The sequence below is a fragment of the Amycolatopsis melonis genome (genome assembly GCF_040064235.1).
Lineage (GTDB): Bacteria > Actinomycetota > Actinomycetes > Mycobacteriales > Pseudonocardiaceae > Amycolatopsis > Amycolatopsis melonis.
In genome coordinates, this window is record NZ_JBDZYD010000013.1 from 302,398 (window position 1) to 329,159 (window position 26,762).

Below are 26,762 nucleotides of genomic sequence, written 5' to 3' on the forward strand. Positions count from 1 at the left end.
AGCAATGCAGCTGTCGGACGCAGGAGGTGCGGGGTGGCCGAGCAGGTCGGCGAATCCACGGGTGGTCCGGTGACCAAGATCCTGGTCGCCAACCGGGGCGAGATCGCCGTACGCGTGATCAGAGCGGCCAAGGACGCCGGTCTGGCCAGTGTCGCGGTGTATGCCGACCCGGACCGCGACGCACCGCACGTCCGCCTGGCCGACGAGGCGTTCGCCCTCGGCGGCACGACGGCGGCCGAAAGCTACCTGAACTTCGACAAGCTGCTCGAAGCCGCGAAGCGCTCGGGCGCCGACTCGGTGCACCCGGGCTACGGCTTCCTGTCCGAGAACGCCGACTTCGCCCAGGCCGTCCTCGACGCCGGGCTGACCTGGATCGGGCCGAGCCCGCAGTCGATCCGCGACCTCGGCGACAAGGTCACCGCCCGCCACATCGCGATGCGCGCGGGCGCGCCGCTGGTGCCGGGCACGAAGGAGCCGGTGAAGGACGCCGCCGAGATCGTCGCGTTCGCCGACGAGCACGGCCTGCCGGTGGCCATCAAGGCCGCGTTCGGCGGCGGTGGCCGCGGCCTCAAGGTCGCGCGCACCCGCGAAGAGATCCCCGAGCTGTTCGAATCGGCCACGCGCGAAGCCGTCGCCGCGTTCGGCCGCGGCGAGTGCTTCGTCGAGCGGTACCTGGACAAGCCGCGGCACGTCGAGGCGCAGGTGCTGGCCGACATGCACGGCAACGCGATCGTCGTCGGCACCCGCGACTGCTCGCTGCAGCGCCGCCACCAGAAGCTCGTCGAGGAGGCGCCCGCGCCGTTCCTGAGCGACGAGCAGCGCAAGCGCATCCACGAATCGGCGAAGGCGATCTGCAAGGAAGCCGGGTACTACGGCGCCGGCACGGTCGAGTACCTGGTCGCCACCGACGGCACGATCTCCTTCCTGGAGGTCAACACCCGGCTGCAGGTCGAGCACCCGGTGTCCGAGGAGACCACCGGCATCGACCTCGTCCGCGAGATGTTCCGCATCGCGCGCGGCGAGAAGCTGCGGATCACCGAAGACCCCGAGCCGCGCGGCCACTCGATCGAGTTCCGCATCAACGGCGAGGACGCCGGCCGCGGCTTCCTGCCCGCGCCGGGCACGGTGACGAAGTTCGTCGCGCCGAGCGGGCCGGGCGTGCGCGTCGACTCCGGCGTCGAGTCAGGCAGTGTCATCGGCGGGCAGTTCGACTCGATGCTGGCGAAGCTGATCGTCACCGGGTCGGACCGGAACAACGCCCTCGAACGCAGCCGCCGGGCGCTCGACGAGATGGTCGTCGAAGGCATGGCGACGGTGCTGCCGTTCGACCGCGTGATCGTCAACGACCCGGCGTTCGTCGGCGACGAGAACGGGTTCAGCGTGCACACGCGCTGGATCGAGACGGAGTTCGAGAACACGATCGAGCCGTTCGTCGCGCCGGACGCCGAGGACGCCGAGGAGCCGCCGCGGCAGAACGTCGTGGTCGAGGTCGGCGGGCGGCGCCTGGAGGTCTCGCTGCCGGGCGGGTTCGCGCTCGAAGGCGGCGGGGGCGGCACGGCGGTCAAGGCGAAGCCGCGCAAGCGGGCCGGCGGCACCAAGGCCGCGGTGAGCGGCGACGCCGTCACGGCGCCGATGCAGGGCACCATCGTGAAGGTCGCCGTCGAAGAGGGCCAGACGGTCGAAGCGGGCGAGCTGATCCTCGTCCTCGAAGCGATGAAGATGGAGAACCCGGTCACCGCGCACAAAGCGGGCACCGTCACCGGCCTTTCGGTCGAGGTCGGCGCCGCCGTGACGCAGGGCACGCAGCTTCTGGAGATCAAGTAGCACTGTTCGTTACAGATGTCGTGGTGGGCCGCCCCCGAGGCGGCCTACCATCGACTCCGTGACCGAAGTCCCGTCTCCGCAGCTGCGGATCAGCGACCAGAACCGCGAATCCGCGCTGTCCGCGCTCGGTGAGCACATGAGCGCGGGACGTCTCGACATCGACGAGTACGGCGAGCGCTCGGCGCGGATCACCGCGGCCAAGACCCGCGGCGAGCTCAGCGAGATCTTCGCCGACCTGCCCGCGCCGCACCCGCAGTACGACGACGCTCCCAAGGCCGTCGCGACGCCCGGACCGGCGCCGGTTCCCGAGCCGAAGCGGCCGGGCACGCCGGATTCGTGGTCGCCGCCGCAGCGGTTCCTCGCCGCGATCGTGCCGCTGGCGTGGATCGCGGCGATCGCGCTGATCGCCACCGGCACCCTGGGCTGGCCGATCGTCTTCGTCCCGATCGGGCTGACGGTGCTGGGCAAGTCGATGTGGGGCCACGACTGGAACCACGACGAGCACCACCGCCGCCGCCACGAGCACCACCTGCGCGACCGGGAACGCCGTCGCGAGCTGGGCCGCTGACCTGCCGTGGGCGACATGCGGCTGAGCGACGCCGAGCGCCAGGACGCACTGGACGTCCTCGAAGAGCACGTCCGCACCGGGCGGCTCGACCTCGACGAGTACGGCGCCCGCTCGGCGAAGGTGACCGCCGCCAAGCGTGTCAGCGAGCTGGTCCCGCTGTTCGACGACCTGCCGTCGCCGCGGCCGAGCGCGCTGCTCGGCAGCGTGTCCGCGCCCGTGGCGCCGTCCGGGGACAACGCGCTGGCGACGTTCCTGACCAGGAGCGCGGTGCCGATCGCGATCGTCCTGGCGATCGCGGTCCTGATCCTTTCCCGCGGCCGCCTGCTGATCATCTCGGTCGCGTTGCCGCTGGTGGTCGCGGCGCTCGCACGGGTCCGCCGCCGCTGAGATTGCTCCGTTCGCCGGGCAACCGGCCGGCGTCCCGCGGCGTGGTGATCACGCAGGTCGGGAAGAAGGAGTTTCGATGAGAACTGGTTTCTGGGGGCGTGTGCTGACGCCGGTCGTCGCCGCGCTGTCCGTGGCGGTGCTGGTCCAGCCCGCGGACGCGGCGGCGATCCGCATCGCGTGGCGGCCGACGGTCCTGCCGCTGCCACCCGGCGCGACCACGGGTTTCCTGACCGGGTCGGACGGCAAGGGCGAGTACACGGGCACGTTCCGGGTCAACGACGTCACGCAGGTGGTGAGCTGGCGCAACGGGCAGCCGGTCCTGCGCGGGGTGCCGAGCGGCTACGAGCGCGTGGACGCCAACGACGAGAACTCGTCCGGCGTCGTGGTCGGCACGATCCACGACTACGACTCGATGCGCAGCCAGACGTACACGCTGGACGCGACGGGATATCACCTCAAGGCTCTCCCGGCGGGCTACACCGTGGTCGAGGGCATCGCGATCAACACCCGCGGCGACGTGCTCGGAAAGGCGTGGGGGTCCAGCACCGCCCCGGAAGCGGCGGTCCTGTGGCGGGCGGACGGCAGCGAGCCGGTGGTCATCCCGAAGGGACCGGACACGTACTACGCACGTGACCTCGACGACGACGGGACGATCCTGTTCACGACGGGCAACAGCTCGACGTTGTGGAAGGACGGCGTGATCCGCCCGCTGTCACCGGGTTCGTCCGCCTGGGCGGCCGGCTACGCGATCCGCAACGGCGTCGTGGTCGGCGCCCGTTCGTGGGGCGGCAACCAGGCGGCGCGGTGGTCGACGCCGGACTCGCCGCCGACCGGCCTCGAAGGCGGCGGGATCGCGCTGAGCGTCAACAAGGCGGGCCTGACGGTAGGCCTGGAGTCGACCCCGTCGGGCCCGGTGATCTACGGCAACGGAGTGGTGTGGCGCGGCACGGCACCGGGCGTGGTCCGCGGCCCCAGCGGCTACACGAGGTACGAAACCCACGTGGCAGCCGACGACGGCACCCTCGCCGGCTTCGCGACCAACGGAACGGGAGACGCGGGCGGGGTACCGGTGATCTGGCGCCTGTCCCCGGCCTGACGTGCCTTGATCAGGCTCTGATCGCGCTCTGATCGCGCTCTGATCGCCAGGCCGGGAGCGGCACGTTCCCGGCCTGGCTAGGCTGGGCGGAGTGGAACCGGTGGAGATCAACGCGGGCACGTACTACCTGCGCCAGCTGCGCGCCGACCGGCACATCGACGACCGCCCGGCGCTGATGGAGGCGTTCGCCGACCCGACGCACCGCAAGTACGTGCTCAATTACCGCCTACGCACCCTGGACGAGGCAACGGAGTACGTAGCGCTGCGAGCGGCCCAGTGGGCAGGCGACGAGCGCTGTTCCTGGGCGATAGCAGAGCCGACATCGGGCAGGCTCCTGGGCGAAGTGGGCCTCCGCGAACTGGACCTGGACGCGGCGTACGCGGAGGCAACGGTGTGGGTCCACCCGGCCGAGCGAGGCAAGGGAATAGCGACAACGGCCTTGAACGCGGCCCTGCGCTTCGGTTTCGGAGGCCTGGGCCTGACCGAGGTGAGCTACCGGTACGAAGAGAGCAACACGGCCTCGGCAACGGTGGCCCAGCGCTGCGGATTCACGTTGATCGGCCCCGAGCCGGAGCCCGCCCCGACGGGCGAGCGCCTGATCCGCTGGCACCGGACTTCCTGACCGGACCGCCTTTCGTCCTCGCGCCGCGATGTACTGGACCGCCCTTTCGTCCTTGCGCCGCGACGTCATGAACGACTCGTTCACCTCGTCTGAGGACATGAACGAGTCGTTCATGACATCCACCGAGCCACCCAACAGCCAGCTGCGCCCGCAACCACAGCCCCCAGCCCCCAACCACAGCCCCCGCCACTCCCAGGGGGGCGGCCCCGAGGCCAGTCTATCGGCGCCCACCGGCGAAACCGGGTTTCCAGCCCCTCGCCGGCGGCGGTTGTCCACAACTCGGCCCGGCTGTGGACAAGGTCAGCTCACCGGCTCCACGATGCCCGCCCGGGCCTCCGGGGCCGCCGAGCGGAGGGCGTCGGCCGCTTCGTCGTTGGGCTGGGACTGGGATTCTCGCTCCGCCTGGACCCGGGCTCGGTAGACCTCGATCTCGTGCTTCACCGTTTCGGGTGACCAGCCGAGGACTTCACCCACCAGGGTGGCCACCTGCTCCGCGCACTCGACGCCACGGTGGGCGTACTCGATCGAAATGCGGGTGCGGCGGGCCAGGACGTCCTCCAGGTGCAGCGCCCCCTCGTGCGAAGCCGCGTACACCACCTCGACACCCAGGTAGTCCGGGGCGTGCTCGATCGGCTTCAGCAGCTCCGGGCGGCCCTCGGCCGCGGCCAGGACTTCGTGGACCAGTGAGCCGTAGCGGTCGAGGAGGTGGCGGACCCGGTACGGGTGCAGGCCGTGCTCGGCGGCCAGGTGGTCGGCCTGGTTGACCAGTGCGTGGTAGCCGTCCGCGCCGAGGAGGGGCACCTTGTCCGTGATCGACGGCTGCGAGCGGCCGGGCAGGTCCACCGCCGCCGCGTCGACCGCGTCCGCCGCCATCACCCGGTACGTCGTGTACTTGCCGCCCGCGATCGCCACCAGGCCCGGGGCCACCCGCGCGACCGCGTGCTCGCGCGACAGCTTCGACGTCTCTTCGCTCTCCCCCGCCAGCAACGGGCGAAGGCCCGCGTACACGCCTTCGATGTCGGCGTGCGTCAGCGGCGTCGCGAGGACCGTGTTGACGTGCTCGAGGATGTAGTCGATGTCATGCTTCGTCGCCGCCGGGTGCGCCAGGTCGAGGTTCCAGTCGGTGTCGGTGGTGCCGACGATCCAGTGGTTGCGCCACGGGATCACGAACAGCACCGACTTCTCCGTGCGCAGGATCAGGCCCGACTCCGAGACGATCCGGTCGCGCGGGACGACGATGTGCACGCCCTTGCTCGCGCGCACCCGGAACCGGCCGCGCCCGCCGGACAGCCGCTGCAGCTCGTCGGTCCACACGCCGGTGCAGTTGATCACCGCGGCCGCCGAGATCTCCGTTTCGCGGCCGTCTTCGACGTCGCGCACGCGCACGCCCGAAACCCGGTCGGCTTCGCGCAGGAACCCGACGACCTGGGTCGAGGTCCGCACGACCGCGCCGTAGTGCGCGGCGGTGCGCGCCACGGTCATCGTGTGGCGGGCGTCGTCGGCCTGCGCGTCGTAGTAGCGGATCCCGCCGATCAGCGCGGACCGCTTGAGCGCGGGCACCATCCGCAGCGCGCCGGCGCGGGTCAGGTGCTTCTGGCCGGGGACGCTGCGCGCGCCGCCCATCGTGTCGTACATCAGCAGGCCCGCCGCGGTGTACGGCCGCTCCCACACGCGGTGCGTCAGCGGGTAGAGGAAGCTGACCGGCTTCACCAGGTGCGGCGCGATCGTGGTCAGCATCAGCTCGCGCTCGCGCAGTGCCTCGCGGACCAGCCCGAACTCCAGCTGCTCCAGGTACCGCAGGCCGCCGTGGAAGAGCTTGCTCGACCGGCTCGACGTCCCCGACGCGAGATCGCGGGCCTCGACGAGCGCGACCCGCAGGCCACGGGTCGCGGCGTCGAGCGCGGTGCCCGCGCCGACCACGCCGCCGCCGATGACCACGAGGTCGAACGTTTCGCTGCCGAGCCGCTGCCACGTTTCCTCCCGCTTGCGCGGGCCGAGTCGGGCCGGGTTCGTCTCCGCTGCGTGCTGGGCGCTGGCCACGTGACACTCCTCCTCGTGCTGCGAGGCTTCCAGCATCGCACGACCAGGTGATCATCCGCCCGTCCACGGATGACACTTGTGGCGTAACCCTCCGCGATCTTGACCGCGATCTTGAAAGAATTCGGCTGCCCGGTGCTTGGAAGGAGCTTCTACGCCCCGGTAACGTCGCGCGGACGTGGGTCGGCAACGGTGCCGTGGCACGCCGTGATCGACCCTGCGCAGAGTGTCCAGTGTGGAGGTGCAGCGGTGAGTGCTGGGGCAATAATCGTCTGGGAACTGCTGGGAACGGCAGCGCTGATCCTGCTCGGCAACGGCGTGGTGGCGAACCACGTGTTGCGCAAGAACAACGGCCACAACGCGGGCTTCCTCTTCATCAACCTCGGCTGGGCCTTCGCGGTGTTCACCGGCGCCAGCATCGCCGCGCCCAGCGGCGCGCACCTCAACCCGGCGGTGACGCTGGGGCTCGCCATCGCCGACAAGACGCCGTGGGGCGACGTGCCCTTCTACTTCATCGGGCAGATGGCGGGCGCCATCATCGGCGCGGTGCTCTGCTGGGCGACCTACAAGCTGCAGTTCGACGACCACCCCGAGCCCGAGAACACCCTCGGCATCTTCTCCACCGGGCCGCAGATCCAGAACACGGCGTGGAACCTCGTCACCGAGATCATCGGCACCTTCGTGCTGGTCGCGTGGATCCTGCTCAGCCCGACCTACGCGGCAGGCGACGGCGGCATCCCGAACTTCGGCAACTCCGCGCTGGGCTACGCGGGCGTGTCGTTCGTGGTGCTCGTGATCGGTGCCTCGCTCGGCGGGCCGACGGGCTACGCCATCAACCCGGCCCGCGACCTCGGCCCGCGGATCGCGTACGCGTTCCTGCTGCCGATCCGCAACAAGGCGAACGCCAACTGGGGCTACTCCTGGATCCCCGTCGCCGGCCCGCTGGCCGGCGGCGCCCTCGCCGCGCTGCTCTACCTCGGCGTGCACAACCTGACCTGATCGCCCTCCCTTCCGAATTCCTGGAGCAGACATGACTTCGTACGTAGCCGCGATCGACCAGGGCACCACCTCGACCCGGTGCATGATCTTCAACCACGAGGGCCGCGTGGTCTCGGTCGACCAGCGCGAGCACGAGCAGATCTTCCCGAAGGCAGGCTGGGTCGAGCACAACGCCGAGGAGATCTGGGAGAACACGCGCCGCGTCGCCGCGGGTGCGCTGGCCAAGGCCGACCTGACCGCCCGCGACATCGCCGCGGTCGGCATCACCAACCAGCGCGAGACCGCGCTCGTCTGGGACCGCAGGACCGGCAAGCCGGTCTACAACGCGATCGTCTGGCAGGACACCCGCACCGACAAGATCGTCACCGACCTCGGCAACCTCGGCGGCGGCCAGGAACGCTACCGCGCGAAGGTCGGCCTCCCGCTCGCGACGTACTTCTCCGGGCCGAAGATCAAGTGGATCCTCGACAACGTCGAAGGCGCGCGCGAGAAGGCCGAAGCCGGTGACCTGATCTTCGGCAACATGGACACCTGGGTGCTGTGGAACATGACCGGCGGCCCGGACGGCGGCGTGCACGTCACCGACCCGACCAACGCGTCCCGCACCATGCTCATGGACCTCGACACCCTGCAGTGGGACGCCGAGATCGCCGGCGAGATGGGCATCCCCCTTTCGATGCTGCCGGAGATCCGTTCCTCGTCCGAGGAGTACGGCAAGGTCCGCGAGAAGGGCGCGCTGGCCGGCGTCCCGATCGCGGGCATCCTGGGCGACCAGCAGGCCGCGACGTTCGGCCAGGCCTGCCTCTCGCCCGGCGAGGCCAAGAACACCTACGGCACCGGCAACTTCATGCTGCTCAACACCGGCACCGAGAAGGTGATGTCGCAGAACGGGCTGCTGACCACGGTCTGCTACAAGATCGGCTCGAACGACACGGTCTACGCGCTGGAAGGCTCCATCGCCGTCACCGGTTCGCTGGTGCAGTGGCTGCGCGACAACCTGGGCATGATCACGACCGCGGCCGAGATCGAGGAGCACGCGCGCAGCGTCGAGGACAACGGCGGCGCGTACTTCGTCCCGGCGTTCTCGGGTCTGTTCGCTCCTTACTGGCGATCCGACGCTCGCGGCGCGATCGTCGGGCTCACCCGGTTCGTCAACAAGGGTCACCTCGCCCGCGCGGTGCTGGAAGCGACCGCGTTCCAGTCGCGCGAGGTCATCGACGCGATGAACGCCGACTCCGGAGTCCCGCTGAAGTCGCTCAAGGTGGACGGCGGGATGGTCGTCAACGAGCTGCTCATGCAGTTCCAGGCCGACATCCTCGGCGTGCCGGTGATCCGCCCGGTGGTCAACGAGACCACCGCGCTCGGTGCCGCGTACGCCGCCGGGCTGGCGGTCGGGTTCTGGAAGTCCGAGGACGACATCCGCACCAACTGGGCACAGGACAAGCAGTGGGATCCGGCCATGGACGAATCCCGCCGCGAGCGCGAGTACCGCAACTGGAAGAAGGCCGTCACCAAGACCTTCGACTGGGTCTCCGAAGAGGACTGAGCATCACCCGGCCGGGGGCGTCGCCTCGGGGCGCTCCCGGCCGCCCGTTCACCCCTCCCAGCCTTCCGGCAGGCCGGACTGCTCGTTGGGCGCGATCACCAGGAACGGCACGCCCTGGTCGTCCGTGACCCGCACCTGCCTCCCGTACGGGGTGTCGAACGGCTCTCCTTCCACCGTGCCGCCCAGCTCCCGCAGCCTGGCCGCGCTCGCGTCGGTGTCCGCCACCGAGAAATACACCGACCAGTGCGAGGGCACCTCCGCGGGCACCGACCCGGGCAGGGCGCCGATCCCGCCGACCGGGCGGCCGTCGAGCAGCAGCACCGCGTACGTGAATTCGTCGTTCGACAGGTCCTGGAAGCCGTAGCCGAAGACCTGCTCGTAGAACGCCTTCGCCGCCAGGTAGTCGCGGCTCATGCACTCGTTCCACGCCAGCGTGCCCGGGGCCGCGGTGACCTGCGTGCCGATGTGGTTGCCGGCTTCCCAGAGGCCGAAGACGGCACCCGCCGGGTCGGCCGCGACGGCCATCCGGCCCTCCTTCATCACCTCCATCACGGGCATGACGAGCTGCCCGCCCGCCTCGGTGATCGCCGAAACGGTCCGGTCCACATCGGACACGGCGAGATACGTCGTCCAGAAGGACGGGATGTCCTGGCCCGGTGGGACCTGGCCGATGCCGGCGACCGGACGGCCGCGTAGCTCCGCCATGCCGTAGAAGCCGGTCTCTTCGCCGCCTCTTCGCACGTCCCAGCCGAAAAGACTGCTGTAGAAGGCCGTCGCTTTCGCCTGATCGGGCACCATCAGGTCCACCCAGCTGGGCGTGCCGTCGGGCCACCGCTCGTCCCGGAACATCATGTCGTCTCCCAACCCTCGTCTGCGCCGCCGGAGGTGACGGCTGGCACAGTGTGGCACCGGGGTCCGACAAAAACCGAAAATCAGCCCTGGACCAGGCGGGCGTAGACGACGATGTTGTCCACGTAGTTGTGCGCGCTGCGGTCGAAGACCCCGCCGCAGGTGATCAGCCGCAGCTCGGGACCGGGCGTGTCGTCGTAGACGCCTTCGCTCTCGAAGTCCTTCTTCGGCACCTGGTGCACCTTCGTCACTTCGAACGTGGCCGTGGTGCCGTCCTTGCGGGCGATGGCGACGCGGTCGCCGGGCGCGAGTTCCTTGAGCCGGAAGAAAATCCCTTTCTGGTGGTTGCCGTCGACGTGCCCGAGGACGACGGCCGGACCGGCCTCGCCCGGCGTCGGCGCGTAGGTGTACCAGCCTGCCTGCAGCGGCGTGGTCACCGGCGGCACCTGGACAGTGTTGTCCGGGTTGAGGCCCAGCCCGATCAGCGACGAATGCGCGCCGATCTTCGGGATGTCGATCGAAACGGGCTCGGACCTGGGCAGAGCCGCGACGGCGTCCCCGGCGGCAGCCTGTGGTTGCGGGGTCACCGCGACCGGCTGGGCGGGCGGTGGCTGCGCGGTGCCCGGGTCGCCGCCGCCGAGCGTCACCGCCAGCACCGCCAGTGCGGCGAGCAGCGCCACGACGAGGGCGATGAGGAAGCCCCGCCTGCCGCCGATGGTCTTCGTGCTCATGTGTTCTCCCCCGTCCTTCGTGCTTTCCCCTGACACGTCGGGGCGGCCCGGCCGGGCCGCCCCGACGCTACCCCCGCGTCCGTCAGCGGCGTCGCACCCGCCTGGCCAGGACCAGCCCGCTGCCGCCGAGGGCGAGCACGCCCATGGCGGCCGCGGCGGCCACCGGAGCGCCGGAGCCGTCGACCGGACCGTCGGTGCCGCCGGTCTGCGGCGCCCCGGCGGGCACCTTGGTGACCTGCTTGGCAGGCTGCTTCGCCAGGACCTCCAGCGTCGCGGTCGAGGTCTCCGGCCCGCAGTGCAGCGTGACGGAGTACTTGCCCGGCTTCACGTTCTTGACGGTGCCGAAGGAGAAACCGGGCTTGTCGGCGACGAGCGCGGCCGACCGCACGTCGACATCCTCTTCGGGACGGGTCGAGCAGCCGAAGTCGAACTTCACCCGGGCACCCGGCAGGGCCTTGCCCGGGTGCAGGGACAGCTGCTTGGTGACCCGGGTCATCGGGCCGTCCGGGTACTCCGGCTCGCTGGTGGGCGCGGCCGAGGTGGACGGCGTGGGCGGCGCGGTCGCGAGCGCGGCGCTCGGCGCGACGACCAGGAATGCCGCCGAAATACCGGCGACGACAACAGCCTTCTTCATTGTTTCTCCCCTGTGTTTCCGTTTCGGAAAAGACGGCAAACGGACACCGTTCGCAGTTCCCCCTGCACCGGCCCCTCCGCCCACCTACGCACCCAAAGACGTCTCCACCTGCGATCGGTTCCCGGTTCAGGTCACGAAAAGGTCGCGAAATTCCGCACGCTGAAAGCATGAAAAAACCACCCCGGAGTGCGGCTCCGAGGTGGTCGTTGCGGATTCGGGAAATCAGCCTGCCATGCTGCCGTCGCCCGCTTTCGCGGCGCCGGAGGGCACCTTCGAGACCTGCGGGGCAGGCACCGTGAACTGCGTGGTGTAGGACCCGGTGCTGCAGCTCACGGACAGCTCGTACGACCCGGCCGGCGTGCCCGGCTTGAGCGTGGCGTCGGCGCTGACGTTCGCGTCGGCGCCCATGAAGGGGCCTGGCGTGTAGTTGGAGAACGTCAGCACCGGCGAAACGAACGTCGGCTTGTCCCCCTCGCACTTGCCCAGCGCGACGTTCGGCGCGTCGCGGACGTACTTGTCCACGAGCGTCTGGTTGATGGCGGTGTTGACGTTGAGCTGGACGTGACCGGCGGGCGCGGCCGACGTGGGACTGCTGCTCTGCTGCGCCGTCGCGGGCGCCGCCAGCGCCGTCGCCCCGATCACCGCTGCCGCAACGAAAACCACCGTCTTGCGCACCTTCGCACCCTTCGCGTCCTTCAGCCTTACAACCGACAAGACGCGACGGGTGCGCCGGGGTTGCGTGGGTTCGTCAGTCGAGATCGTCGTGGCGCATGAGCTGGCGCCCGGCCTCGGTGATCGACCCCGACAGCGACGGGTACACCGAAAATGTCAGTGCCAGGTGGTCCACTGTGAGCTGGTTCTGGACGGCGAGCGCGATGGGAAGGATGAGCTCGCTCGCCGTCGGCGCCACGACGACACCACCGACGACCACGCCGGTGGCGGGGCGGCAGAACAGCTTCACGAAGCCTCGGCGGAGGCCCTCCATCTTCGCGCGCGCGTTGGTGGCCAGGGGCAGCATGATGGTGCGCGCGGGCACCTCGCCGGAGTCGATCGCCTGCTGGCTGATGCCGACGGTGGCGATCTCCGGGTGGGTGAACACGTTGGCGGCGACGGTCTTGAGCTTGATCGGCGCGACGCCCTCGCCCAGCGCGTGCCACATGGCGATGCGGCCCTGCATGCTCGCCACCGAGGCGAGCATGAGCACGCCGGTGCAGTCGCCGGCGGCGTAGATCCCGGGAACGGAGGTGCGCGAAACGCGGTCGACGGTGATGAACCCGCCGGGGCCGGGCGCGATGCCGACCTTGTCGAGGCCGATGTCCTTGGTGTTCGGGACCGACCCGACGGTCATCAGCGCGTGGCTGGCTTCGATCACGCGGCCGTCGGAGAGGAAGATCTCGACGCCCTTCTCGGTGCGCTCGACGCGGTCGGCGCGCGCGTGCTTCACGACAGTCGTGCCCCGCTGCGAGAAGACCTCCTCGAGCACCGCGGCGGCGTCGGCGTCCTCGTGCGGCAGCACGCGGTCGCGGCTGGAGACGACGGTGACCTTGACCCCCATCTCGGTGTAGGCGGACGCGAACTCGGCGCCGGTGACGCCCGAGCCGATCACGGCGAGGTGCTCCGGCAGCTCCTGCAGCTCGTAGAGCTGGCGCCAGTCGAGGATGCGCTCGCCGTCCGGGACGGCGCCGGGCAGGACGCGCGGGGTCGCGCCGGTCGCGATCAGGACGACGTCGGCAGGCAGCGTCTCGGTGCCTTCGGCCGTCGTGACGGTGACCTTGTGGGTCGCGAGGCCGGGCTCGTCGTCGTCGAAGCGGGCTTCGCCGATGACGACGCGGACGCCTTCGCGCTGGACGCGGGCGCGGATGTCGGCGGACTGGGCGAGCGCGAGGCCCTTCACCCGGCCGTGGACGGTCGGCAGGTCGACACTGGTGTCGGCCAGGTCGGTGTTGATGCCCAGCTCGCCAAGGTCGTGCATCTTCGCCAGCGCGCCCGAGCTCGCGATGAACGTCTTCGAGGGGACGCAGTCGTAGAGCACGCAGGCGCCGCCCAGGCCGTCGCGCTCGACAATCGTGACGTCGGCGCCGTGCTGGGCCGCGACGAGCGCGGCTTCGTAGCCGGCCGGGCCCCCGCCCATGATCACGATCCTGGTCACCTGGGTCCTCCTCATGGCAGTCCGTGCGGTGCTCTCACCGTACGCGGCGAAGGTGACCGGACACCGAAGTGGGCGAACACGGCGAGTGCGTCCACTCGGGTGAGCGAGGTATCGCTACGCTGTCGGCGTGCCGTTGTATGCCGCGTACGGATCGAACATGGAGCCCGCCCAGATGCTGGAGCGCGCGCCGCACTCGCCGATGGCCGGCACCGGCTGGCTGGAGGGCTGGCGCCTGACCTTCGGCGGCGAGGACCTCGGCTGGGAAGGTGCCCTGGCCACGATCGTCGAGGACCCGGGTTCGCGGGTCTTCGTCGTCCTCTACGACGTGACCCCGCTGGACGAGGCCGGGCTCGACCGCTGGGAAGGCGGTGAGCTGGGAATCCACACGAAGATCCGCCTCCGCGTCCAGACGATGGACGGCTCGGTCCTGGCCTGGCTGTACGTCCTGGACGCCTACGAAGGCGGCCTCCCCTCGGCCCGCTACCTGGGCGTCCTGGCCGACGCCGCCGAGGCGGCAGGTGCCCCCGCCGACTACGTCGACGACCTCAGAACCCGCCCCTGCACCGGCATCACCGGCTGATGCCCCTTCCATCACGCGTGATGCCCGTCTGATCACGCGTGATGCCGCTCCAGTCACGCGTGATGCCCCGAACGTAGCTTGAACGCGTCCCGCAACTCGGCGATGACACGGCCTGGCTCCCGGAGGTCCACCGCCGTCGCGCGGATCGTGATCCAGCCTCGCCCCGCCATCCGCTCATCCCGCTCGGCGTCGCGTTCGTGCCGATCCTCGTGCGCGGCGAACCCGTCGTACTCGAGCGCGATCCGCAACTCGGGCCAGGCCATGTCGAGGACGTAGAGCCGGCGGCCGTCGACCGCGGTGATCTCGAACTGCGGCTCCGGAACCGGGAACCCCGCCTCGACGACGATCAGCCGGAGGATGCTCTCCGGCGGCGATTCGGCCTGTCCGGTCGCGAGCGCCAGCAGCATCTGCGCCCTGTGGATACCTCGCCGGTCCCGGCGGTCGACGAGGCGGTCACGGACGTTCTTCCGGAGGATCGGACGGTGGTCTTCCGGGAGCCTCGCCAGGGCTTGATCGAGAGCCGCGAAGGCCGTCCGCTCGTCGCCGTCGCACAGGTGATCGGCGAGGGCGAGGTCGAGCGAGAAGGCCGGAAGACCGTCGAGTTCGACCACGTCCGACGGCTGGAATTCGGCCCGGTGGATGACCAGTCCGGGCTTCGAGCGAGCGCGTTTCACCGGGGGTACGGAGAGGTGGATCATCGTACTCGTGCACACCGAAAGCCCGTGCAGCGCAAGGGAAGTGGCGCCGGACAACGCCGCGGGCGGGCCGACGTGGATCAACGCCGCCTGCGCCAGCGTCGTCAGGTTGAGCGAATCGGCGGCGTGGATGAGCACACCTCGCCAAGGCTGCGCGAGGAGCCCGCTCGCCAGTCCTTCGAGCACCGCGCGGCGCCCCAGGATCCGGTCGGCCTCGGCCCGTGAAACCGCTCCATGTCGTCCTCCCCAATTGATCACATACTCGAGAATCGGCCCTTCCCTCGACGAAGGGAAGGGCCGATCTCACCGCCTGTGGACAACTCGAGATACCTGTGGATAACTCTGTGCGGAAAGAGGCATCACGCGTGATTGCACGGGCATCACGCGTGACTGGAGGGGCATCACTAGGCGAGGGAGGTTAGGGCTGTGTGGACCAGGGTTCGGACTCCGCAGAGCAGGGCTCGCTCGTCGAGGACGAAGGTCGGGCGGTGGATGTCGGACTGGGGGGCCGGGGGGCCGGGCCAGACGCCGAGGCGGGCGAAGGCTCCCTGGACGTGCTCCAGGTACCAGCCGAAGTCTTCGCCGCCGGAGGACTGCTCTGTCGGGGCGACTGCGCCTTCGCCCAACGCTGCCTCGACGCCGGCTCGCATCAGGGCTGTCGAGTCCGGGTCGGAGACCACCGGGGGGACTCCGCGGCGGTAGTCCAGGTGGAAGCCGACGCCGGTGGGAGCCAGGAGGGACTCCACCGAAGACGCGACCAGGGGCTCCAGTGCCGTCCAGACCTCGTGGTCGGCCGTGCGCAGGGTGCCGCGCAGGACGCCCTCCTGGGGCACCGCGTTGGCCGCCTGGCCCGCGTGGACCGCTCCCCAGACCAGGACCGTGCCCGAGCGGGGGTCGACGCGGCGGGAGAGCAGCGCCGGCAGGGACGTGATCACCGTGCCGAGCGCGTGGACCAGGTCGGCCGTCAGGTGCGGGCGGGACGTGTGGCCGCCGGGGGACGTCAGGCGCAGCTCGATCAGGTCCGCCGCCGACGTCAGCGCGCCGACGCGCATCCCCACCGAACCGACCTCGAGACGCGGGTCGACGTGCAGGCCGTAGATGCGCTCGACGCCGTCCAGCGCGCCCGCCGCGATCATGTCCAGCGCGCCGCCCGGCATGACCTCCTCGGCGGGCTGGAAGATCAGCCGGACGCGGCCGGGCAGCTCCGGCGCGCCTGCCAGGGCGCGGGCCGCGCCCAGCAGGATCGCCGTGTGGGCGTCGTGGCCGCACATGTGGGCCGCGCCCTCGACCGTCGACGCGTACGGCAGGCCGGTCGCCTCCGTCAGGGGCAGGGCGTCCATGTCCGCGCGCAGCGCCACGCACCGCTCGCCGCTGCCGATGTCGCAGACGACGCCGGTGCCGCCGGGCAGCACCCACGGCTTGAGCCCGACCGAACGCAGCAGCGTGACGACCAGTTCCGTGGTCGCGAACTCGTGCCGCGACAGCTCCGGGTGGGCGTGGATGTGCCGCCGCCAGGCGAGCACGTCGGTCGCGTTGGCGCGGAGCCAGTCGTCCAGCCAGAACGGGCCGCGGCCCGCACCAAGGTCCTCCACGGGAGCCATGCTTACGCCGGCTTCGGAAATGAGCGCCTCGGACCCCTCCATGGGGTTGATGATGCGCCCTTGGGGGTCGCCTGGAACGTCCGGCCGTGAGTCGAGCACCGTCACGCCGCACCTCCTCCCGCAACACGGGTAACCCGCGCAGCGGCTGGGGTCACGCGTCGTGCCGATCGATCTGTCGTACGCATTTGCAGACGATCGTGCACCATGCAGGCGGCAACGCGCGCCTCGAAAACGGCCGTCCTAGATGGCCGGTACCGGATCTGCGTTGAACGGTGTCCAGCAGTTCGGCAAAGCCGAAAACCTCAGGACCCCTTGGCCTTCTTCGAGCGCATCTTCCGCCCGTAGATCACGATGGCCAGCAGGACGACCGCGAGCAGGCCCGCGATCAGCTTGTTCTTGGTCTTCTGGCTGTTCGCCTTGTCGGTCTGTGCCGGGTCGAGCACCGGGCCCGGCGGCTGCGTCTGCACCGGCACCAGCGCCGACGTGTGCGCGACGGTCATCGTGACGGCCGCCGTCCGCACCGGCTCGGCGAGGGCGGGCGACGCCGTGAACAGCACCGCGCCGAGTACCCCGGCCAGGACCAGAACCCGCAGTTTCGCCATGTCATCCCTTCGCCACGACCAGGCATTCTGCCCGCGAACCCGTGCGTCCGTCATCCACCGAACGCGTCGAGGATCCGCTGTGCACCGAGGGTAGCTGTCAGTTCACCGTCCCGCACCGCCCGCTCGACGTCGGGAACGACCGTTCGCACGTCCGGATGCGCCGCCAGGCGACTCAGCAGCTGCTCGCGCACCATTGCCCAGGTCCAGTCCACCTGCTGCTGCCGCCGCCGGGCGTCGAGCTCGCCGGACGCCGTGAGCGTCTCGCGGTGCTTCTCGATGGCGGCCCAGACCTCGTCGAGCCGCAGGTTGTGCAGGCCGCTGCAGGTCAGCACCGGCGGTGTCCACGTCGCGTCGGGCCCGTAGATCATCCGCAGCGCGCCGGACAGCTCCCGCGCCGCGCGGCGCGCGTCCCGCTCGTGCTCGCCGTCGGCCTTGTTGACCGCGATGACGTCGGCGAGTTCGAGCACGCCCTTCTTGATGCCCTGGAGCTGGTCGCCGGTGCGGGCGAGGGTCAGGAACAGGAAGCAGTCGACCATGTTCGCCACGGTCACCTCGGACTGCCCGACGCCGACGGTCTCGACCAGCACGACGTCGTAGCCGGCGGCCTCCATCAGCACGATCGTCTCGCGCGTGGCCCGCGCGACGCCGCCCAGCGTGCCGGACGTCGGCGACGGCCGGATGAACGCGTGCGGATCCACCGCCAGGCGCGCCATCCGCGTCTTGTCGCCCAGGATCGACCCGCCGGTCCGCGTCGACGACGGGTCGACGGCCAGCACGGCGACGCGATGCCCGGCCGCGGTCAGGTCGGTGCCCAGCTGGTCGATGAATGTCGACTTGCCGACTCCGGGGACGCCGGTGATGCCGACGCGCCGGGCGCCACCGGCCGACGGCAGCAGCTCGACCAGCAGTTCCTGCGCCAGGGCCCGGTGGTCCTCCCGCTGCGACTCGACCAGCGTGATCGCCTTCGACAGCGTCCCGCGGTCACCCGCGAGGACGCCCTTGGCGTACGCCGTGACGTCGATCTTGCGCGGCAACGGTCAGGACTCCTGCGAAGACAGCTGGCCGAGCAGGTCGATGGCCGCGTCCGCGAGCACCGTGCCGGGCCCGAAGATCGCCGCGGCCCCGGCCTCGCGCAGCGCCGGGTAGTCCTGCGGCGGGATGACCCCGCCGACGACGACCATGATGTCCTCGCGGCCCAGCTCGGCAAGCTCGTGCCGCAGCGCGGGCACCAGCGACAGGTGCCCGGCGGCCAGCGACGAGACGCCGACGACGTGCACGTCCGCCTCGATCGCCTGGCGGGCGACCTCGGCCGGGGTGGAGAACAGCGGGCCGACGTCGACGTCGAAGCCGAGGTCGGCGAAGCCGGTGGCGATCACCTTCTGGCCGCGGTCGTGGCCGTCCTGGCCCATCTTGGCGACGAGGATGCGGGGGCGGCGGCCCTCCTCCGCGGCGAACTCCTCGACCAGCGCGCGGGCCTTCTCGACGTTCTGCGTCTTCCCCACCTCCTCGCGGTAGACGCCCGAGATGGTCCGGATCTGGCCGGAGTGCCGTCCCCAGATCTTCTCCAGCGCGTCGGAGATCTCGCCGACGGTGGCCTTCGCGCGGGCGGCGTCGATGGCCAGTTCCAGCAGGTTGCCGTCGTTCTGCGCGCCCTCGGTGAGCCGCCGCAGCGCGTCCTCGGTCGCCTGGCTGTCGCGCTCTTCGCGCAGCCGCCGCAGCTTCTCCAGCTGCTGGGCGCGGACGCCGGCGTTGTCGACCTTGAGGACTTCGATGTCGATGTCGTCGGTGACCTGGTACTTGTTGACGCCGATGACCGGCTGCCGCCCGGAGTCGATGCGGGCCTGCGTGCGCGCGGCGGCTTCCTCGATGCGCAGCTTGGGAATGCCCGCGTCGATCGCCTTGGCCATGCCGCCCGCCTGCTCGACCTCGGTGATGTGGCCCCACGCCTTGCGCGCGAGGTCGTAGGTCAGCTTCTCGACGAAGGCACTGCCGCCCCACGGGTCGATGACGCGCGTGGTGCCGGACTCCTGCTGCAGCAGCAGCTGGGTGTTGCGGGCGATCCGCGCGGAGAAGTCGGTCGGCAGGGCCAGGGCCTCGTCGAGGGCGTTCGTGTGCAGCGACTGCGTGTGCCCCTGGGTCGCGGCCATCGCCTCGACGCAGGTGCGCACGACGTTGTTGTAGACGTCCTGGGCGGTCAGCGACCAGCCCGACGTCTGGGAGTGCGTCCGCAGCGACAGCGATTTCGACGACTGCGGGTTGAAGCCCTTCACGAGCTTCGCCCACAGCAGGCGCGCGGCGCGCAGCTTCGCGACCTCCATGAAGAAGTTCATGCCGATCGCCCAGAAGAAGGACAGCCGCGGCGCGAACTTGTCGACGTCCAGCCCAGCTCCGACGCCCGCGCGGAGGTACTCGACGCCGTCGGCGAGCGTGTAGGCCAGCTCGAGGTCGGCCGTCGCGCCGGCTTCCTGCATGTGGTAGCCGGAGATGGAGATCGAGTTGTACTTCGGCATGTGCTGCGAAGTGAAGGAGAAGATGTCGGAGATGATCCGCATCGACGGCTGCGGCGGGTAGATGTAGGTGTTGCGGACCATGAACTCCTTGAGGATGTCGTTCTGGATGGTCCCCGCGAGCTGCTCGGGTTTGACGCCCTGCTCTTCCGCCGCGACGACGTACAGCGCGAGCACCGGCAGCACCGCGCCGTTCATCGTCATCGACACGCTCATCTTGTCCAGCGGGATGCCGTCGAAGAGCTGCCGCATGTCGTAGATGGAGTCGATCGCCACGCCCGCCATGCCGACGTCACCCGAGACACGCGGGTGGTCGGAGTCGTAGCCGCGGTGGGTGGCCAGGTCGAAGGCGACCGAAAGGCCTTTCTGCCCGGCGGCGAGATTGCGCCGGTAGAAGGCATTGGACTCCTCGGCGGTGGAGAACCCGGCGTACTGCCGGATGGTCCACGGCTGGTTGACGTACATCGTCGGGTACGGCCCGCGCAGGAAGGGCGCGATGCCGGGGTAGGTGTGCAGGAAGTCCACATCGGACAGATCGTCGGCGGTGTAGACGGGCTTGACGCCGATGCCCTCGGGCGTCTCCCAGGCCAGGGCGTCCGGGCCCTTGCCGGTGGCGTCCTGCACGGCCTTCGCCCACGCGTCGCGGTCGCCGGGGGACGGCGTGCCGAGGTCGAGACCGGCGAAGTTCGGGATGCTCATCGCGTGACTCCCAGCTTGGCGTGCAGGCCGTTGAGGACTTCGAGGGCGTCGCAGCCGGCGTAGACGTTTCCGTCCACGCCGTCGTAGGTTCCCATGCCCGCCAGCAGGACGTACTCGGCGCCGAGGGACGCGGCGACGTCGGCCGCCTGCGACGCGTACGCGTCGTCCGTGCCGCAGATGCAGGCGATGCGGGCGCCGGACTCGCGGAACGCGCCCGGCAGGTCGCCGGTCGCGCCCGGGTTGACGGCTTCGATCCCGCCCGCCTGGAAGAGGTTGGCGGCGAACGAGGCCCGTGCGGTGTGTGCGGCGACGGGCCCGAGCGTGGCCAGGAAGATCTTGGGCCGTTCGCCGTGCGCCGCGAGGTACGCGTCGGAGGCGTCACGCAGCGCTTCGAAGCCTTCGGCGTACCGGTGCCGCGGCAGGCCACCTTCCACAGTGGACTCCGCGGGCTCGCGGACCACCGGTTTCTCGGCGAGGTTCGGGAACTCGCTGACGCCGGTGAGCGGATCGCGGCGGGTCGCGATCCGCTTGGCGCGCTTCTCCCAGGTCGAGGCCAGCCGCTCGGCGAGCGCGCCGGAGGCCAGCTCCGCGACCAGGCCGCCCGCGGCTTCGATGGCGGTGAACTCGGCCCACGCGGCGTGCGCGAGGTCGTCGGTGAGCTTCTCGACGTACCAGGAGCCGCCCGCCGGGTCGACCACGCCGGCCAGCCTGGACTCCTCCAGCAGCACGGCGTGGGTGTTGCGGGCGATTCGCGCGGAGAAGGCGTCGGGCTTGCCGATGGCGGCGTCGAACGGCAGCACGGTGACCGCGTCCGCGCCGCCGACGCCCGCGCCGAAGCAGGCGACCGTCGTGCGCAGCATGTTCACCCACGGATCGCGCTGGGTCAGCATCGACGGCGACGTCACGGCGTGCTGGCGCATCGGCGAGGAGAAGCCGCAGACCTCGGCGACGCGGGCCCACAGGCGGCGGGCCGCCCGCAGCTTCGCGATGGTCGAGAACTGGTCGGCGGTCGCGGCGAGCCGGAACTCCAGCTGCCCGGCCGCGGTTTCGGCGTCGAGGCCGGCGTCGGTCAGCGCCCGCAGGTAGGTGACGCCCGAGGCGACGAGAGCGCCCAGCTCCTGGGCGTCCGAGCCGCCCGCTTCGTGGAACGGCAGGCCGTCGGCGACGATCGTGCGCACCTTCGGGTACTTCCCGGCGACACGCGCGGCGAGCGCGGCGGCCGGTTCCAGTGCCACGGCCGAGCCGGAGCGGGCGGCCAGCCCGATCGGGTCGGCGCCCAGGACGGCGGTGGCTTCGCTCGCCGGGATCTCGCGCTCGTCGAACAACGCGAGCAGTTCGGCGGCGGCGGCCTCGAACTCGGCGCCCGCGTCCAGGACGACCGGCGCCAGGTCGAGGTAGACCTCGTTCAGCGCGTCGGCCAGGGCAGCGGGCGGCACCGAGAGCCAGATCGACGTCACGCCGCCTTCAAGGTCGGCGAGGATCGCCTTGTTGACCGCGCGGGCGTCGTCGCCGGTGAACCGGGCCCGGACGTCCCAGCCGGTGCCGACCTGGCCTTCCGGGCGCGCCCCGCGCACGTACGGCGGCAGCCCGGGAAAGCCGATGTCGCCGGGGACGTCCTCGGCGGTGTACAGCGGCTGGATCTCGATCCCGTCGTAGGTCCGCGTGACGAGCTTGCTCTCCGGGGCGCCCGTGAAGTCCTCGGGCAGCTTGCCGCTCTTGCGCAGCACCCCGGCGACGAGTTCCTGCCACTGCTCACGCGTCGCCTGGGGAAACTCGGCCGCCAGGTCGAGTTCGGAGATCGGCGCTGACTCCGGACCGGCCACTTCAGTCATACCCAGTGATGGTAGAGGCACTCGCCGCGCCCGACCTGTGAGTCTGGTCGCCCTGCGGGCCGGAGGTCCGGACTGCCGGGCCCGTACGCCACAATTGGACCGTGCCCCCATCCAGCGAAGAGACACGAGTGGTCGCCGGTCGCTACCGGCTGCGTTCGGTGCTCGGCTCCGGGTCGATGGGCACCGTCTGGTCGGCCTACGACGAGTTCCTGCACCGGCAGGTGGCCGTCAAGGAGATGAAGGTGCCGCCGGGCATCCCGGCGTCGCAGGCGGACGAGCTGCGGGAGCGGACGCTGCGCGAGGCGCGCGCGATCGCCGTGCTGTCCCACCCGAACGTGATCATCCTGCACGACGTCGCCCGCGAAGACGACCAGCCGTTCGTGGTCATGGAGCTGCTGCCCTCGCGGAGCCTGGCGCACATCCTGCGTGACCACGGCCCGCTGACGGTCGAGCAGGCCGCCGCGGTCGGCATCGCGGTGGCGTCGGCGCTGGAGGCCGCGCACGCCGCCGGCATCACCCACCGCGACGTCAAGCCGGGCAACGTCCTGGTGGCCAGCGACGGCCGGATCAAGCTGACCGACTTCGGCATCGCCCGCAACGTCTCCGAGGCGACCATGACCCGCACCGGGATCATGCTCGGCTCCCCCGCCTACATCGCGCCGGAGGTCGCCTCCGGCGGCGCCGTGACGCCGGCCGCGGACCTGTGGGGCCTCGGCGCGACGCTGTTCGCCGCGGTCGAGGGCGCGCCGCCGTACGACGCCGACGGCGATCCGCTGGAGACCGTCGGCAAGGTCGTCAACGGCGAGGTGCCCGAGCCGAAGGACGGCCCGCTCGCCGACGTCATCAGCGCGCTGATGAAGAAGGAGCCCGGCGAGCGGATCACGCTGCGCGACGTCCGGCACCGGCTGTACCCGCTGCAGACGAAGACGCCGGTCGACCTGTTCGGGCCCGAGCTGTTCCGCACCCCGGACGGCAAGAAGACGTCGGCCCAGCCGGACGCGACCGACACGCAGGTGATCAAGACCGTCCTGCCCGAGAAGGGCAAGGCGGAGAAGAAGGCCGAGGCGTCGAGCAGCGAACTGGCCGCCGACCCCGGCCCGCTGCCGTTCCTGCGCCCGCCCGCCCCGGCACCCGCGGCGGACCCGCCGACGGTGTTCGTCCCGCCGCCCCCGCTGCCCGCCCGGCGCGGGGCGCGGGCCACCGCCGCGCTGGTCGTGCTGGCCATCCTGCTCTTCCTCGTCGCCGCGGGCGGCGGGTTCGTGCTGGCCAGGGCGGTCGGCGGGCAGTCGCTGCTGCCGCCGGCGGCCGCACCGCGGGTCACGTCGAACGGGCTGACCGAGGTGCCGGCCCCCGAGCTGGTGGCCCAGTCCGGCGACGCGAGCTACGTGACCGGCAACGGCGGGCAGTTCGGCCTGGAGGTCCCGGCGGGCTGGCAGAAGTTCGTCGCACCGCACAACACGGTCAAGTTCGGGCTGAGCCTGGTGGTGCAGTGGGTCTCCCCCGACGGGCGGCGGTCGCTGCGGGTGGAGCGGCTGGCCGACTACTTCCCGAAGTTCGACGACAAGGACTACGTCGCCTGGCTGAAGCAGTCCTATCCCGGCAACACGTTCACGGTCTCGACCCCGGAACCACTGCCGGACGGCAAGGGCACGACGCTGACCTACCGCCTGGCCGAGGGCGGCGCGCTCCCCGAAAGCGACGGCGGCGGCGGCATCCGCGTGACCTTCGTGAACCTGGTCCACTCCGGCTCCAGCCTGTGGGTCCTCTCGGTCACCGCCCCCTCCGAGCAGGAGGAATCCGCCCGGCGCGACGTCTTCGACCGCGTCGCCGGCACGCTGCGCGTCTCGGACTAACCGGGCGGGCGGCCGCCAAGAGCCTGGCGTGACACCTTCTCCTGGGCGAGGTGGCGCAGGCCGGCGAAGATGCGGTCGCCGAGCACGGTGGCGATCACGCCCGCCTCGATGATCCGGTCGACCGAGGTCAGGCCGTCGACCACCTCGATGTCGAGTTCCGCGACGCGCAGGGCCAGCTCCAGGTATTCCTCGAGGCGGTCGGTGAGCTTCTCCTGGCCCAGCTCCTTCGCCGTGGCCAGCGCGGCGACGAGGTTGGCGACCGTCCGGTTCTCCGCCGGGTACCGCTTCCAGCCGTTGCGGCGCATCAGGTCCTCCAGCAGCCCGGACGCCCACTGCGCGGCCTCGGCGGACACCTCCGGCGCGGGCCCGGCCAGTTCCTGCTGGACGAGGCCCATCGTGCGGTGCGGGGTTTCGTCGCCGTCGATCGCGGCCAGCACGGCGCCGACCGACGCCAGCGGCAGCCCGCCGACGTCGGTGAGGGCCTTGATCAGCCGCAGCCGCTGGACGTGCGCCGCGGAGTAGCGCGCCTGGTTCGGGCTGGTGCGCTCGCCGGGCGGGAGCAGGCCCTCGCGCAGGTAGTACTTGACGGTCGCGACCGGCACGCCGGACTCGGCGCTCAGTTCGGCCATCCGCATACGTTTCCCGCTCCGATCCCGGGGTCGGCCTCGGGGACAACCCTGATGATTTCCCAGCATGGATAGCTTAGCTTCCCATTATGGACAGTAGAACTATCCATTCTGGGGGAACCATGACCATCCTTGCCGATCTCCGCAGCAGAACGAACACCTGGCACCGGCCGTCCGCGCTGGCGGCCGTCGTGCTGGGCGCGGTGGCCGTCCTGTGCGTCGCCGCGCTGGTGCTGGACCAGCGGACCCTGGCGGGCGCGCCGATCTGGGCGAAGCCGCTCAAGTTCGCGATCTCCGGCGCGCTCTACTTCGCCACCTGGAGCTGGCTCGTCTCCCTGCTGCCGCGGTTCCGGCGCACCGCCGGCTGGCTGACGAACTTCCTGATCCTGATCTTCGGCGCCGAGTACGTCCTGCTCGTCTTCCAGGCCGCACGCGGCCGGGCGAGCCACTTCAACATCGCGACCCCGCAGGACGCCGCGATCTTCCGCATCATGGGCACGATGATCGTCGGGCTCTGGAGCGCCACCCTGGCACTGACCGTGCTGATCATGTTCGTCAAGCTGCCCGACCGCGCGTCGGCATGGGCGGTGCGGACCGGCGCGGTGCTCTCGCTCGTGGGGATTTCGCTGGGCACCCTGATGACGAACCCGACGGCGCAGCAGCTCGCGCAGTGGAAGACCGGCGGGCACCCGGACATGGTCGGCGCGCACACCGTCGGGCTCCCCGACGGCGGTCCGGGCCTGCCGCTGCTCGGCTGGAGCACGGTCGGCGGCGACCTGCGGATCCCCCACTTCGTCGGCATGCACGCCCTGCAGGCCCTGCCGCTGCTGGCCATCGCGCTGACGGCACTGTCCGCGCGGTTCCCGCGGCTGCGGGACGACGTCGTCCGCCTGCGGCTCGTCCTGATCGGCGCGGCCGGGTACGCGGGCCTGGTCGCGCTGGTGACGTGGCAGGCGCTGCGGGCGCAGTCGATCGTGCACCCGGACGCGCTGACGCTGGGCGCGTCCGCCGTGCTGGCCGGGGCGGTCGCGGTGGGCTCCCGGATGGCGCTGCGATGATCCTCTTCGACCTCGCCTTCCCGCTCGCGACGCCGTTCTGGGCGCTGATGATCCTGGCGCCCAAGTGGCGCTGGACGCCGCGGATCATGGCGTCGCCGTGGGTGCCGCTGCTGCCGCTGGCCTGCTACTTCGCCCTGGTGCTGCCGCACTTCGCCGAGTGGGGCCAGGCGATGCTGCGGCCCGATCTCGGCGTGCTGCAGGCGTTGCTGGCCACGCCGTGGGGTGCCGGGCTCGTCTGGGCGCACCTCATCGCGTTCGACCTGTTCGTCGCGCGGTGGATGTACCTGGAGGGCCGGGCGCTGGGCCTCTCGCCGTGGCTCGTGAGCCCGATCCTGGTGCTGACGATCTTCCTGTCGCCGTTCGGGCTGGTCGCGTTCCTGGCGGTGCGAAGTGCCCGGTTACGCTCGCGGCATGAGTGAACAAGAAGCCGCGAGCGCCATCGCCAAGCGCACCGGCGTGGACGCGCACGACATCGCGGTGGTCCTGGGGTCGGGCTGGCGCCCGGCGGCGGACGTCATCGGGGAGTGCGAGACGGAGATCCCGTTCGCCGAACTGCCCGGCTTCACCACGCCCGGTGCGGTGGGGCACGGCGGCACCATCCGCTCGCTGAAGATCGGGGACAAGAACGTCCTGGTCATGCTGGGCCGCACGCACTTCTACGAGGGCAAGGGCGTCGACCGGGTGGTGCACAACGTGCGCACCGCGGCGGCGGCGGGCGTCCGGTCGGTGCTGCTGACGAACGCGGCGGGCGGCCTGCGCGAAGGGTTCCAGGTCGGCCAGCCGGTGCTGATCGCCGACCACCTGAACCTGACCGCGCGCTCGCCGATCGTCGGGGCGAACTTCGTCGACCTGACGGACCTGTACTCGAAGCGGCTGCGGGACATCGCCCGCGAGATCGACCCGTCGCTCGAAGAAGGCGTGTACGCGGGCCTGGTCGGGCCGCACTTCGAGACGCCTGCGGAAATCCGGATGCTGCGCACGCTGGGCGCGGACCTGGTCGGCATGTCGACGGTCCTGGAGGCCATCGCCGCCCGCGCGGCCGGCGTCGAGGTCTTCGGCCTGTCTCTCGTGACGAACCTCGCCGCGGGCATGACCGGCGAGCCGCTCAACCACGAAGAGGTCCTGGAAGCAGGCCGCGCGGCGGCCACGAAGATGGGCTCCCTCCTGCGGGACCTGATCACCCGCGCCTGAGCCCAGCGGCCCGGGTGGTCTGCCGCGGCTTGTCGTGAGTGAGAAACAGTGTTCTAACCCTGTTTCTCACTCACGA

Annotated in this window: 25 protein-coding genes; 12 read left to right on the forward strand and 13 right to left on the reverse strand. The window is 70.9% G+C overall.

What is annotated here, in order from left to right; genetic code table 11:
• Window positions 1-33: 33 nt before the first annotated feature.
• From ABJI51_RS32830 to ABJI51_RS32850, 5 genes are all read left to right on the forward strand, one after another.
• Complete coding sequence (locus tag ABJI51_RS32830; RefSeq protein ID WP_348954939.1) at window positions 34-1,824, forward strand: acetyl/propionyl/methylcrotonyl-CoA carboxylase subunit alpha; 1,791 nt, start codon at window positions 34-36, stop codon at window positions 1,822-1,824.
• A gap of 58 nt (window positions 1,825-1,882) precedes the next feature.
• Window positions 1,883-2,392, forward strand: coding sequence for a DUF1707 SHOCT-like domain-containing protein (locus ABJI51_RS32835; protein ID WP_348954940.1), 510 nt, complete (start codon window positions 1,883-1,885; stop codon window positions 2,390-2,392).
• A gap of 6 nt (window positions 2,393-2,398) precedes the next feature.
• Complete coding sequence (locus ABJI51_RS32840; protein ID WP_348954941.1) at window positions 2,399-2,779, forward strand: DUF1707 SHOCT-like domain-containing protein; 381 nt, start codon at window positions 2,399-2,401, stop codon at window positions 2,777-2,779.
• Window positions 2,780-2,855: 76 nt separating this feature from the next.
• Window positions 2,856-3,875 carry a hypothetical protein gene (locus tag ABJI51_RS32845; RefSeq protein ID WP_348954942.1) on the forward strand — a complete coding sequence of 340 codons (1,020 nt, stop codon included), beginning with the start codon at window positions 2,856-2,858 and terminating at the stop codon, window positions 3,873-3,875.
• Window positions 3,876-3,966: 91 nt separating this feature from the next.
• On the forward strand, window positions 3,967-4,497 hold the full coding sequence (locus tag ABJI51_RS32850) for a GNAT family N-acetyltransferase (RefSeq protein ID WP_348954943.1): 531 nt from the start codon (window positions 3,967-3,969) through the stop codon (window positions 4,495-4,497).
• A 300-nt stretch (window positions 4,498-4,797) separates the two neighbouring features.
• Here the strand turns inward: ABJI51_RS32850 and ABJI51_RS32855 are convergent, their stop codons facing one another.
• Window positions 4,798-6,537: a glycerol-3-phosphate dehydrogenase/oxidase gene (locus ABJI51_RS32855; RefSeq protein ID WP_348954944.1), complete on the reverse strand. Its 1,740-nt coding sequence runs from the start codon at window positions 6,535-6,537 to the stop codon at window positions 4,798-4,800.
• A gap of 246 nt (window positions 6,538-6,783) precedes the next feature.
• Between ABJI51_RS32855 and ABJI51_RS32860 the strand changes: the two genes are divergently transcribed.
• Both ABJI51_RS32860 and glpK read left to right on the forward strand, forming a co-directional pair.
• The gene (locus tag ABJI51_RS32860; RefSeq protein WP_348954945.1) at window positions 6,784-7,533 is read left to right on the forward strand and encodes an MIP/aquaporin family protein; all 750 of its coding nucleotides are present in this window, start codon (window positions 6,784-6,786) and stop codon (window positions 7,531-7,533) included.
• Window positions 7,534-7,564: 31 nt separating this feature from the next.
• Entirely contained in the window at window positions 7,565-9,079 is a 1,515-nt protein-coding gene (glpK, locus tag ABJI51_RS32865) for a glycerol kinase GlpK (protein ID WP_348954946.1), read from the forward strand.
• Window positions 9,080-9,127: 48 nt separating this feature from the next.
• Here glpK and ABJI51_RS32870 read toward each other — a convergent pair whose 3' ends face one another.
• The 5 genes from ABJI51_RS32870 to ABJI51_RS32890 form a co-directional block, all read right to left on the reverse strand.
• Window positions 9,128-9,931, reverse strand: a complete 804-nt coding sequence (locus ABJI51_RS32870; protein ID WP_348954947.1) for a VOC family protein — start codon at window positions 9,929-9,931, stop codon at window positions 9,128-9,130.
• A gap of 80 nt (window positions 9,932-10,011) precedes the next feature.
• A complete protein-coding gene (locus ABJI51_RS32875; RefSeq protein ID WP_348954948.1) occupies window positions 10,012-10,659 on the reverse strand; it encodes a class F sortase in 648 nt (215 codons plus the stop codon).
• Window positions 10,660-10,741: 82 nt separating this feature from the next.
• Window positions 10,742-11,293 (reverse strand): hypothetical protein, encoded by a 552-nt coding sequence (locus ABJI51_RS32880; protein ID WP_348954949.1) that lies wholly within the window; start codon window positions 11,291-11,293, stop codon window positions 10,742-10,744.
• A 222-nt stretch (window positions 11,294-11,515) separates the two neighbouring features.
• Entirely contained in the window at window positions 11,516-11,968 is a 453-nt protein-coding gene (locus ABJI51_RS32885) for a hypothetical protein (RefSeq protein ID WP_348954950.1), read from the reverse strand.
• A gap of 73 nt (window positions 11,969-12,041) precedes the next feature.
• Window positions 12,042-13,442, reverse strand: coding sequence for an NAD(P)H-quinone dehydrogenase (locus ABJI51_RS32890; RefSeq protein WP_348954951.1), 1,401 nt, complete (start codon window positions 13,440-13,442; stop codon window positions 12,042-12,044).
• 127 nt (window positions 13,443-13,569) lie between these two features.
• Between ABJI51_RS32890 and ABJI51_RS32895 the strand changes: the two genes are divergently transcribed.
• Complete coding sequence (locus ABJI51_RS32895; protein WP_348954952.1) at window positions 13,570-14,022, forward strand: gamma-glutamylcyclotransferase family protein; 453 nt, start codon at window positions 13,570-13,572, stop codon at window positions 14,020-14,022.
• 53 nt (window positions 14,023-14,075) lie between these two features.
• Here the strand turns inward: ABJI51_RS32895 and ABJI51_RS32900 are convergent, their stop codons facing one another.
• From ABJI51_RS32900 to ABJI51_RS32925, 6 genes are all read right to left on the reverse strand, one after another.
• The gene (locus ABJI51_RS32900; RefSeq protein ID WP_348955016.1) at window positions 14,076-14,918 is read right to left on the reverse strand and encodes a DUF559 domain-containing protein; all 843 of its coding nucleotides are present in this window, start codon (window positions 14,916-14,918) and stop codon (window positions 14,076-14,078) included.
• Window positions 14,919-15,121: 203 nt separating this feature from the next.
• Window positions 15,122-16,423 (reverse strand): amidohydrolase, encoded by a 1,302-nt coding sequence (locus ABJI51_RS32905; RefSeq protein ID WP_348954953.1) that lies wholly within the window; start codon window positions 16,421-16,423, stop codon window positions 15,122-15,124.
• A gap of 197 nt (window positions 16,424-16,620) precedes the next feature.
• The gene (locus ABJI51_RS32910; protein ID WP_348954954.1) at window positions 16,621-16,920 is read right to left on the reverse strand and encodes a hypothetical protein; all 300 of its coding nucleotides are present in this window, start codon (window positions 16,918-16,920) and stop codon (window positions 16,621-16,623) included.
• A gap of 50 nt (window positions 16,921-16,970) precedes the next feature.
• Window positions 16,971-17,954 (reverse strand): methylmalonyl Co-A mutase-associated GTPase MeaB, encoded by a 984-nt coding sequence (meaB, locus tag ABJI51_RS32915; RefSeq protein WP_348954955.1) that lies wholly within the window; start codon window positions 17,952-17,954, stop codon window positions 16,971-16,973.
• Window positions 17,955-17,957: 3 nt separating this feature from the next.
• Window positions 17,958-20,126, reverse strand: coding sequence for a methylmalonyl-CoA mutase (gene scpA, locus ABJI51_RS32920; RefSeq protein ID WP_348954956.1), 2,169 nt, complete (start codon window positions 20,124-20,126; stop codon window positions 17,958-17,960).
• On the reverse strand, window positions 20,123-21,958 hold the full coding sequence (locus ABJI51_RS32925; protein WP_348954957.1) for a methylmalonyl-CoA mutase family protein: 1,836 nt from the start codon (window positions 21,956-21,958) through the stop codon (window positions 20,123-20,125). Before ABJI51_RS32925 ends, scpA begins: the two co-directional genes overlap by 4 nt.
• Window positions 21,959-22,086: 128 nt before the next feature.
• On the opposite strand from ABJI51_RS32925, the gene ABJI51_RS32930 reads away from it, so the two are divergent.
• The gene (locus tag ABJI51_RS32930) at window positions 22,087-23,811 is read left to right on the forward strand and encodes a serine/threonine-protein kinase (RefSeq protein WP_348955017.1); all 1,725 of its coding nucleotides are present in this window, start codon (window positions 22,087-22,089) and stop codon (window positions 23,809-23,811) included.
• Here ABJI51_RS32930 and ABJI51_RS32935 read toward each other — a convergent pair.
• Window positions 23,808-24,446, reverse strand: a complete 639-nt coding sequence (locus ABJI51_RS32935) for a MerR family transcriptional regulator (RefSeq protein WP_348954958.1) — start codon at window positions 24,444-24,446, stop codon at window positions 23,808-23,810. The genes ABJI51_RS32930 and ABJI51_RS32935 overlap by 4 nt on opposite strands.
• Window positions 24,447-24,559: 113 nt before the next feature.
• On the opposite strand from ABJI51_RS32935, the gene ABJI51_RS32940 reads away from it, so the two are divergent.
• From ABJI51_RS32940 to ABJI51_RS32950, 3 genes are read left to right on the forward strand one after another with little or no spacing between them, the layout of a single operon-like run.
• Window positions 24,560-25,495 carry a hypothetical protein gene (locus ABJI51_RS32940; protein WP_348954959.1) on the forward strand — a complete coding sequence of 312 codons (936 nt, stop codon included), beginning with the start codon at window positions 24,560-24,562 and terminating at the stop codon, window positions 25,493-25,495.
• Window positions 25,492-25,914 (forward strand): ABA4-like family protein, encoded by a 423-nt coding sequence (locus ABJI51_RS32945; RefSeq protein ID WP_348954960.1) that lies wholly within the window; start codon window positions 25,492-25,494, stop codon window positions 25,912-25,914. The genes ABJI51_RS32940 and ABJI51_RS32945 overlap by 4 nt, the downstream gene beginning before the upstream one ends.
• Complete coding sequence (locus ABJI51_RS32950; protein WP_348954961.1) at window positions 25,907-26,686, forward strand: purine-nucleoside phosphorylase; 780 nt, start codon at window positions 25,907-25,909, stop codon at window positions 26,684-26,686. Before ABJI51_RS32945 ends, ABJI51_RS32950 begins: the two co-directional genes overlap by 8 nt.
• Window positions 26,687-26,762: the final 76 nt, after the last annotated feature.